Source organism: Sphingobium lignivorans, assembly GCF_014203955.1.
GTDB classification, from domain to species: Bacteria; Pseudomonadota; Alphaproteobacteria; order Sphingomonadales; family Sphingomonadaceae; genus Sphingobium; species Sphingobium lignivorans.
The window spans coordinates 4,198,731-4,207,152 of the sequence record NZ_JACHKA010000001.1 but is presented as its reverse complement, the minus strand read 5'-3'; the positions used below and the strand labels follow the sequence as shown (position 1 = coordinate 4,207,152).

10 protein-coding genes are annotated in these 8,422 nt (G+C 68.0%); 3 read left to right on the top strand and 7 right to left on the bottom strand.

Features of this window, described 5'->3' with window-relative positions:
- Positions 1-91: 91 nt before the first annotated feature.
- Genes HNP60_RS19710 through rpmH form a run of 6 tightly spaced genes read right to left on the bottom strand, consistent with a single transcriptional unit; the run spans position 92 to position 4,020 of the window.
- Positions 92-784: a glutathione S-transferase N-terminal domain-containing protein gene (locus HNP60_RS19710; protein WP_184156767.1), complete on the bottom strand. Its 693-nt coding sequence runs from the start codon at positions 782-784 to the stop codon at positions 92-94.
- Positions 785-796: 12 nt separating this feature from the next.
- A complete protein-coding gene (yihA, locus tag HNP60_RS19705) occupies positions 797-1,438 on the bottom strand; it encodes a ribosome biogenesis GTP-binding protein YihA/YsxC (RefSeq protein WP_184157214.1) in 642 nt (213 codons plus the stop codon).
- A 60-nt stretch (positions 1,439-1,498) separates the two neighbouring features.
- The gene (gene yidC / locus HNP60_RS19700; RefSeq protein WP_184156765.1) at positions 1,499-3,223 is read right to left on the bottom strand and encodes a membrane protein insertase YidC; all 1,725 of its coding nucleotides are present in this window, start codon (positions 3,221-3,223) and stop codon (positions 1,499-1,501) included.
- A gap of 43 nt (positions 3,224-3,266) precedes the next feature.
- On the bottom strand, positions 3,267-3,479 hold the full coding sequence (gene yidD / locus HNP60_RS19695) for a membrane protein insertion efficiency factor YidD (protein ID WP_184156762.1): 213 nt from the start codon (positions 3,477-3,479) through the stop codon (positions 3,267-3,269).
- Positions 3,476-3,841, bottom strand: a complete 366-nt coding sequence (gene rnpA / locus HNP60_RS19690) for a ribonuclease P protein component (protein WP_184156760.1) — start codon at positions 3,839-3,841, stop codon at positions 3,476-3,478. The genes yidD and rnpA overlap by 4 nt, the downstream gene beginning before the upstream one ends.
- Before the next feature lie 44 nt (positions 3,842-3,885).
- Entirely contained in the window at positions 3,886-4,020 is a 135-nt protein-coding gene (gene rpmH, locus HNP60_RS19685; protein ID WP_014074358.1) for a 50S ribosomal protein L34, read from the bottom strand.
- Positions 4,021-4,500: 480 nt separating this feature from the next.
- Here rpmH and ruvA point away from each other — a divergent pair, with 480 nt between their 5' ends.
- The 3 genes from ruvA to ruvB are packed head-to-tail and all read left to right on the top strand — an operon-like array spanning position 4,501 to position 6,811.
- Positions 4,501-5,118, top strand: coding sequence for a Holliday junction branch migration protein RuvA (gene ruvA / locus HNP60_RS19680; protein WP_184156758.1), 618 nt, complete (start codon positions 4,501-4,503; stop codon positions 5,116-5,118).
- A gap of 56 nt (positions 5,119-5,174) precedes the next feature.
- Positions 5,175-5,723: a DsrE family protein gene (locus HNP60_RS19675; RefSeq protein WP_184156756.1), complete on the top strand. Its 549-nt coding sequence runs from the start codon at positions 5,175-5,177 to the stop codon at positions 5,721-5,723.
- 59 nt (positions 5,724-5,782) lie between these two features.
- The gene (gene ruvB, locus HNP60_RS19670; RefSeq protein WP_184051894.1) at positions 5,783-6,811 is read left to right on the top strand and encodes a Holliday junction branch migration DNA helicase RuvB; all 1,029 of its coding nucleotides are present in this window, start codon (positions 5,783-5,785) and stop codon (positions 6,809-6,811) included.
- A 133-nt stretch (positions 6,812-6,944) separates the two neighbouring features.
- Here the strand turns inward: ruvB and HNP60_RS19665 are convergent, their stop codons facing one another.
- Complete coding sequence (locus HNP60_RS19665) at positions 6,945-8,279, bottom strand: YceI family protein (protein ID WP_184156754.1); 1,335 nt, start codon at positions 8,277-8,279, stop codon at positions 6,945-6,947.
- Between the last annotated feature and the right edge of the window lie 143 nt (positions 8,280-8,422).

Sequence of the window (8,422 nt, the reverse complement as noted above, 5' to 3'; positions counted from 1 at the left end):
ATTCACGGCCGATGGCTACAAGCGCCGGGACGGCACGCCCTATCCGACGCGGCCGCTGCCCTGAAGCAGACCGGAAGGGACCTGCGCCGTCTCAGCCCTGCGGAGCAGCGGCGCCTGCATCGCCCTCGCCCGGCTCCAGCCGCGCGATGATCCATGTCTCGGCATCGGCCCCGGCGCGCCAGTCGCGCATGAAGGGATGGTCCAGCACGGCGTCCATATAGGCGCGGGCCGGCCCGGGAACGGGGATCGACCAGGTCACGAAGCGCGTGACCACCGGCGCGAACATGATGTCCGCCGCGCCGAAGGCCCCGAACAGGAAATCGCCGCCACCGCCGAACCGTTCGCGCGCATCCTGCCAGAGCGCGACGATCCGCTCGACATCGGCCGCGACATCGGGGCTGGTCTCACGCGGGGGAAAGACATGACGCAGGTTCATCGGGCAGGCCTGCCGCAGCGCCATGAAGCCGGCATGCATTTCCGCCGAGATGGACCGGGCGAGGGCCCGCGCGGCCTTCTCTTCCGGCCAGAATCGCGTGCCGCCGGTCAGCGTATCGAGATACTCGATGATGGCGAGACTCTCCCAGACCGGGCTGTCCCCGTCCCACAGGATCGGCACCTTGCCGCGCGAGGGCGCGAGGTCCGGCAGGGCCTTGCGGGCGGGCCAGTCCGCATCGAAGAGCGGCACGACCACTTCCTCGAAGGGCAGGCCGGATTGTTTCGCCGCCAGCCATCCGCGCAGCGACCAGCTTGAATAGACCTTGTTGCCGATGATGAGCCGGAGCACCGGGCGCTCTCCTCAGTCCAGCGCGCCGATCACGGCCGCGCGCAGTTCCGCCATGCCCATGCCCTTTTCGCTCGACGTGGCGATGATCTGCGGATGTGCGGCCGGGCGCTTGCGCATGGCCGCGGCGGTGCGCTCGATCACGGCGGCAAGATCGCTCGCCTTCACCTTGTCGGCCTTCGTCAGCACGACGCGATAGCTCACCGCCGCCTCGTCCAGCATGTCGAGCAGCGTCCCGTCCACCTCCTTGAGGCCATGGCGGCTGTCGATGAGCACATGCGTGCGCTTGAGGACCGGGCGGCCGCGCAGATAATCATTCACCAGGAAGCGCCATTGCTTGACGACATCCTTGGGCGCCTTCGCATAGCCATAGCCCGGCATGTCCACGAGCCGGAAGCGCAGCGGGCTGCCGACATCGAAGAAGTTCAGCTCCTGCGTGCGGCCGGGCGTATTGGATGTGCGGGCCAGCGCATTGCGGCCGGTCAGCGCATTGATGAGCGAGGACTTGCCGACATTGGACCGCCCGGCGAAGGCCACTTCCGGCACGTCGGCATCCGGCAGGAACTTGAGGCTGGGAGCCGACTTGAGGAACGCGATCGGCCCCGCGAAGATGCGCCGGGCCTCCTCGATGCGATCTGTCTGGTCGGCCTCGTCCATCACCAAGTCTCCGTTCATTCAGGATCGCCAGCGCGCCCGGCGCTGGCGCCGGCCGCCGCGCTACTTCGCTTCCGCCGCCGGCTGGCCGAGCACCGGATGCTGGCGATACAGCCACCATTGCTGTGCAATGGTGAGGATGTTGGACGTGCACCAGTAGATGAGCAGGCCCGCGGCGAAAGGCGCCATGATGAACATCATCACCCAGGGCATGATCGAGAAGATCTGCTTCTGCATCTCGTCCATCGGTGCCGGATTGAGCTTGAACTGCAGCCACATGGTGATGCCCAGGATGACCGCGAGCAGGCCGATGCCGAGGAAGCTGGGCGGCGTGAAGGGAAGCAGGCCGAACAGGTTGAGGATGTGAAGCGGATCGGGCGCGGAAAGATCCTTGATCCACAGATAGAAGGGCTGGTGGCGCATCTCCACCGCCAGCATCAGCACCTTGTAGAGCGCGAAGAAGATCGGGATCTGCAGGAAGATGGGCAGGCAGCCGGCAAGCGGATTGACCTTCTCGGAGCGATACAGCTCCATGATCTCCTGCTGCTGCTTGACCTTGTCGTCCTTGTAGCGCTCCTGGATCGCCTTCATCTTGGGCTGGATCGCGCGCATGGCCGCCATGGAGGCGAACTGGCGCTGTGCGATGGGGAACATGAGGCCGCGCACGATGAAGGTGAGGCAGATAATCGCCACGCCGAAATTGCCGATCATCCGGAACAGCCAGTCCAGCAGGTAGAAGATCGGCTTCTCGAACCAGCGGAACCAGCCCCAGTCGATCGCGCGGTCGAAAAGCTGCACACCTTCCTGATCGGCATAACGTTCGAGGACCGGGGTTTCCTTGGCGCCCACGAAGAGCCGGCTGGTGGTGGTGACGGACTTGCCGGGCGCCAGCGCGACGGGGCCATAGGTCATGTCGGCCTGATAGCGCTGGTCCGCGCCCGAGCGGAACTGCGCCTCGACCGGGAGAGTCTGCGCCGGAATGAGCGCGGCATGCCAGTAGAGATCCGTGAAGCCCAGCCAGCCGCCACGCGTGGCGAAGCGCTGGTCGCCTTCCTTGTCGAGGGTCGCGAAGTCGACATCGTAATTGGCGGACCCGTTGAACACGCCGACCGGGCCGGTGTGGATCGTCCAGGTCGAGGGATCGCGCGAGGGGCCAAGGCGCGAGAGCAGGCCATAAGGCCGCGCCACGACCGCGCCGGTGCCGGCATTCTCGACCGTCTGGGCAGCGGTGATCATATAGTCATTGTCAACCGAGAGACGGATGAGGAAGCGCTGGCCGCTGCCATTGTCCCAGTGCAGCGTGACCGGGGACTGCGGCGTCAGCGTCTGCCGATCCGGGGTCCAGACGGTTTCCGCGCCGGGCAGCTTCATGCCCTCGCCGCTCCAGCTGAAGGTCGCGAAATAGGCATCCTTCGTGCCGCTGGGGCTGAACAGGCGGACCGGCGGCGAATCCTTCTCGATGGTCTGCTTGTGCGTGGGCAGGACGATATCGTCGATGCGCGCTCCACGCAGATTGATGGAACCGCGCAGCTTGGGCGTCTCGATCGCGACGCGCGGCGCGTCACGCAGCGCCTGCGGCAGCGAGCGCATGGCCTGCGCGGCACCCGGCGCGCCAGGCGCACCCGGAACCGGAGCGGCGCCCGAGGCGGGATCGGCCGGCGCGCTTGCCGCCGGGCGCGGCGCGGGCTGATTGAGCTGGGGGAAGAAATAGCCGGAAATCACGGGCCAGCCGAACAGGATGGCGATCGTCAGCACCACGGCGAGGATGATGTTGCGCTTATCGTTCACGAGTCTCTCTTGCGTCCTGTTCGTTCCGGCCAGTCATGAGCAGCTAAGGCACTGGATCATGGCCGCATCCGCCCCATGGGTGGCAGCGCAATAGCCGCTTCGCCGCCAGCCAGCCACCCCTTATCGCGCCATGTTTCGTGAGGGCCTCGATGGCATATTGCGAGCAGCTGGGCGAATAGCGGCAGGTGGGCGGCATCAGGCGGCTGGGCCCGATCTGCCAGGCCCGCGCCACAAGAATGAACGCCCGGGCGATCATCGCTGCGGGTCGGGCTGAGCGCCCTCGGGCGAGGGCTTGCCACGCCGGCCGCCGATCTTGCGCAAGGCGCGCGAAAGCTCGCCGCGCAGGGCCTGATAATCCCGCTCGATGCCACCCTCACGGCCAATCAGCACATGATCGGCCCCTTCGAATCCCTCGGTCGGCAGCAGCTCGGCCGCCAGCATCCGGAATCGCCGCTTCATGCGATTGCGCACGACGGCGCCGCCGATCTTCTTGGTCACGGTGATGCCGAGACGCGGCATCGAATCGCCGTCATGGCGATCACGGACCAGCAGGACGAAGCCGGGCATGGGCGCGCGCAGGCCGCGATTGGCAGCCAGAAAATCAGCGCGGCGGGTCATGCGCCCAAGGACGCGCCGAGGCGCGTCCCCGCCGCGCGAAGAAATCAGGCGGTCAGCTTCTTGCGGCCGCGGGCGCGGCGCGCGTTCAGCAGTTTGCGGCCCGCCGCCGTCGCCATGCGGAGACGGAAGCCGTGGCGGCGCTTCCGAACCAGATTGCTCGGCTGAAAGGTGCGCTTCATCGTTCATTCCTCAACATCGAATCGGTTCTGCAGAATCGACAAAAATGGCCGCCTCGCTCCGGTTAGGGATGAGCGGCCGCCTGTCCGAAGGCGCGCCGATAGGCAAAGCGGGCGGATTTGTCAATCTTGTGGCGCGGAGATCATGAGGCCCCGGCGACGAGATCGGCCGCCGACGTCCCCGCCGCATCAGCCGTCGCATGCGCAGCCCCCGACCTTCTTGCAGACCCTGTCCTTCGCGATGCAGCTGTCGCCGCACGCCTTGCCGGCGCGGCAGATCTTGCAGCATCTTTCCTGTGCACAGGCGGGCTCCAACGTCGCCGATCCGACGGTCGCGAGGAGGCCGCACACAAGCAGTGCGTGAAGCATCCCTCTCATGGCCTCATTCTATGTCATTTGCCGGGCGCGGGAAAGCGGAGAGGCTCTGCCGGGCCATGCACGGAATGGGTGGAAACGAAGCGGGAACATCGCTAGACCCGCGCCATGATCGCGCATCTCAAGGGCCTGCTCGTCTCCACCGGGGCGGATAATGCCGTCGTCGACGTGGGCGGCGTGGGCTATCTGGTCGGCATGTCCACGCGCAGCCTCGCCGCTCTCGGCCGGCCGGGCGAGCATGTCATGATCCATACCGAGATGCTGGTCGGCGAGGAGTTCATCCGGCTGGTGGGCTTTGCCAGCGAAGCGGAGCGGGACTGGTTCCGGCTGCTCACCAGCGTGCAGGGTGTCGGCGCGCGAGTCGCGCTTGCCATCCTCTCGGTGCTCGACCCCAATGAGCTGCATCGCGCCGTCGCCGCGCAGGACAAGGCGATGGTGGCGCGCGCCAATGGCGTGGGCCCCAAGCTCGCCGAGCGCATCGTGCGCGAGCTCAAGGACCGGACGGGCACGATCGCGAGCGGGCCGCTGCCCATCGGCGGCGGGCAGGGCGGGATCGCGCCGGCGGCCGGGAGCGGCGTGGAGGCGGACGCCATGGCCGCGCTCGCTTCCCTCGGTTTCCGGCCGGGCGAGGCAAGCCTCGCGGTGAATGCGGCACTGGCGGAGCTGGGGGATGACATCAGCCTCGACAGGCTGGTGCGACTCGCACTGCGCAAGGCGGCGAAATGAGGGCGAGGCGCCGTTTCCGCGCGCTCGCCATTCCATATCGAGGGAGACGATCTGTCATGCGGTTACCGGTTCTTCTTTTCGCCGGTATGGCGCTGCTGCCCGCCGCCGTGCCTGCCGCCGCTCAGAGCCCCGCCTTCCGGCCCGGGCCGGTCTTCACCGACTTCGGCCAGACCGCGCCGGTGGACAGCGACCTCGTGATCCCGCCGGATGCGCAGCTCAAGGTCGCCTTCGATGCGAAGGACGCTGCGCCCGCGGGGGAAGTGAACAAGACGATCAACAGTGCCGCGCGCTTCATCAACATGCATGTCGCGGCCGGCGTGGCGCCTGACCGCATCAAAGTCACCGTAGTCGTCCACGGACCGGCGAGCTGGGACGTGGTGCGGGACGAGGCCTATCGCGCGCACAAGGAGGGGCGCTCCAATGGATCGGCAAGCGCGGTGGCGCAACTTCTGGAGAAGGGCGTCGACATCTATCTCTGCGGCCAGAGCGCCGCGAGCCTCGGCATCGCCAAGGACGACCTGCTGCCGGGCGTGAGGCTCGCGCTTTCCGCCATGTCCGCGCATGTCCTGCTCCAGCAGCAGGGCTATGCGATCAACCCGTTCTGAACGGCCATGATGGAAATGCGGGGCTCGACAGGCAGCGGAGCGGAGCGCAAGGGCAAAGCATGACTGCATCCGATCGCCTCACGACGGGCACGCGCATCGCCGAGGATGCCGATGCCGCGCTGCGCCCCAAGACGCTCGACGAGTTCGTCGGCCAGAAGGGCGCCCGCGAGAATCTGCGCGTGTTCATTGCCGCCGCGAAGGCGCGGGGCGAAGCGCTGGACCATGTGCTGTTCTTCGGCCCCCCGGGCCTGGGCAAGACCACGCTCGCGCAGATCGTCGCGCGCGAACTGGGGGTGGGCTTTCGCGCCACATCCGGGCCGGTCATCGCCAAGGCCGGCGATCTCGCCGCGCTGCTCACCAATCTGGACGAGGGCGACGTCCTCTTTGTCGACGAGATCCACCGGCTCAGTCCGGCCGTGGAGGAAATCCTCTATCCGGCGATGGAAGACCGCGCGCTGGACATCATGATCGGCGAAGGGCCCTCCGCGCGCTCGGTGCGGATCGACCTGCCCCGCTTCACGCTGGTCGGCGCGACGACGCGGCAAGGGCTGCTCACCACGCCGCTGCGCGATCGCTTCGGCATTCCGGTGCGACTGAACTTCTATACGGTCGAGGAGCTGGAGCTGGTCATCAGCCGGGCGGCGCGGCTGCTGGCCCTGCCCATCGCGCCGGACGGCGCCACCGAGATCGCCCGCCGCTCGCGGGGCACGCCGCGCATCGCCGGTCGGCTGCTGCGGCGCGTGCGGGACTTCGCGCATGACGCCGGCCACGAGACGGTGGACGCCCGTGCGGCGGACCATGCGCTTTCCCGGCTCGACGTGGACCGGCTCGGCCTCGATCTCATGGACCGGCGCTATCTGCACATGATCGCGGACATCTACAAAGGCGGCCCGGTGGGGGTGGAAACGCTCGCGGCGGGCCTGTCCGAACCGCGCGACACGATCGAGGACGTGATCGAGCCCTATCTGCTCCAGCTCGGCTTCATCGCCCGCACCGCGCGCGGCCGCATCCTCAATGCGCCCGGCTGGAAACATCTTGGACTGACGCCGCCGGAAGGCGGCCAGGACGCGCTGCCCGGCCTGCTCTGAGCGGACGGTATAGCCGCACGTCAATGTCACGCCCGATCCGCGATTTTCCGCCGTTCGGGGACGGGCAGGCTGGTGCGTTTCCGGACACATCAGGACATATAAAACGGGCCTTGCGAAAAGGTCCCCAGGGCCGTTATTTCCGTTTCGCCTTGAAACGGAAATTCACGCTCACGCCGTCCTTGATCTCGCCGGTATCCGCCCACTGGCCGGAGCCCACGCCAAAGGCGGTGCGGCTGAGACTGGCGGTGCCGGCGGCGGTGGCATCCTTGCCATCGATGTCCAGCGTGAAGTCCAGATTGACCGGCCGCTCCCGCCCATGCAGCGACAGCACGCCCGCCGCGCGATAGGCCTTGCCCCCGCGCGAGCTGATGCCGGTCGAGCGGAACGTCGCGCGCGGATGCGCGGCAACGTCGAAAAACCCGTCGCTGCGGAGCGTATCGTCCCGCTGGGCATCCGCCGTATCCACCGAGGCCAGATCGATCGTCACGCGGATGCGCGACCCGGGAAGATCATCGGGCGAGAAGATGATATCGGCATCCCAGCGCGAGAAGCTGCCGTCGACAGCCGAACCTGCATAATCCGCCCGGAAGCCGAGACGGCCGCCCGGCTGGACCTGCCAGGGCACCGCGGGACGCGCCTGCTCCGCCGCGGGGGTGGCCTCGGGGACCGGCTCGGCGGCCGCCGGCGCCTCCTGCGCAAGCGCCGCATTCGATCCGCTCTCCATGGCCTGCGCGGCGTTGGCGAGCGCCGCCGGTGCCTGGCCCGGCTGGCCGGCTGCCTCCGCCCCGTTTGCCTGCGCGGAAGGCGCCCCGGCCGCAGCGCCCTGGCCTGACGCAGGCGCGAAGGAGAGGCGCTGCGCCGCGACGAAGGCCAGCCCCGCCCCGATCAGCACGGCGAGCGTCGCCACGCTGAGCGCCGGACGAGCGGAAAGCGCGCGCGGCATCATCCGCGCAATCAGGTCATCCCCCATGAAATGGTGGCGCAGTGCCCCGGCGACATGGAGCAGGAACAGCCCGACGAACAGCCAGGCGATCAGCCCGTGCGCTGTCTCGGCCGGCTCGTTCCAGCCGCTGCCGAGCGGCAGGTGCGGCCAGGGGAGGATGCCGAGGAACAATGTCGGCACCTTGACCGACGCCGTCGAGACGATGATCCAGCCCGTGATCGGTCCGGCGATCATCACCCCATACAAGAGCATATGGACGGCATGGGCAAGGAAGGCGACAGCCGGGCTCGCCGGAACCGGCGCCGGACGCCGCACCGCCAGCCGGATGCCGAGGCGGACCAGCGTCAGCAGCAAGATGGCCAAGCCGACGCTCTTGTGAAGCTGATAGGCGGCGAACTGCGGCAGCCCCGCCAGATCCTCCAGCCGCCAGCCGAGCGAGAGCTGGAACAGCAGCAGCGCGGCCAGCAGCCAGTGCAGCGCGATGGCGGCACGCGCATAGCGAGCGGGGGACATGGAAACATGCATGGCCGAACTCTCCCATATGCCACGGCCGCTGCCGCCGACCGCCGGGAGGTGCCAGCCACGCGGCGGATTGGCAAGCCGGATCGGCGGGCAAGAGGCAGGGGCCACACGCCCGCCATTCTTTCCCCAAACGGCCCGGCGCTGGG

What these genes read in the sequence shown, in the direction of transcription:
- yihA (WP_184157214.1), bottom strand. Translation starts at nt 1,438, where the DNA reads ATGGACGAGGCCGACCAGACAGATCGCATCGAGGAGGCCCGGCGCATC.
- yidD (WP_184156762.1), bottom strand. Translation starts at nt 3,479, where the DNA reads ATGATCGCCCGGGCGTTCATTCTTGTGGCGCGGGCCTGGCAGATCGGG.
- rnpA (WP_184156760.1), bottom strand. Translation starts at nt 3,841, where the DNA reads ATGACCCGCCGCGCTGATTTTCTGGCTGCCAATCGCGGCCTGCGCGCG.
- rpmH (WP_014074358.1), bottom strand. Translation starts at nt 4,020, where the DNA reads ATGAAGCGCACCTTTCAGCCGAGCAATCTGGTTCGGAAGCGCCGCCAC.
- ruvA (WP_184156758.1), top strand. Translation starts at nt 4,501, where the DNA reads ATGATCGCGCATCTCAAGGGCCTGCTCGTCTCCACCGGGGCGGATAAT.
- HNP60_RS19675 (WP_184156756.1), top strand. Translation starts at nt 5,175, where the DNA reads ATGCGGTTACCGGTTCTTCTTTTCGCCGGTATGGCGCTGCTGCCCGCC.
- ruvB (WP_184051894.1), top strand. Translation starts at nt 5,783, where the DNA reads ATGACTGCATCCGATCGCCTCACGACGGGCACGCGCATCGCCGAGGAT.
- HNP60_RS19665 (WP_184156754.1), bottom strand. Translation starts at nt 8,279, where the DNA reads ATGCATGTTTCCATGTCCCCCGCTCGCTATGCGCGTGCCGCCATCGCG.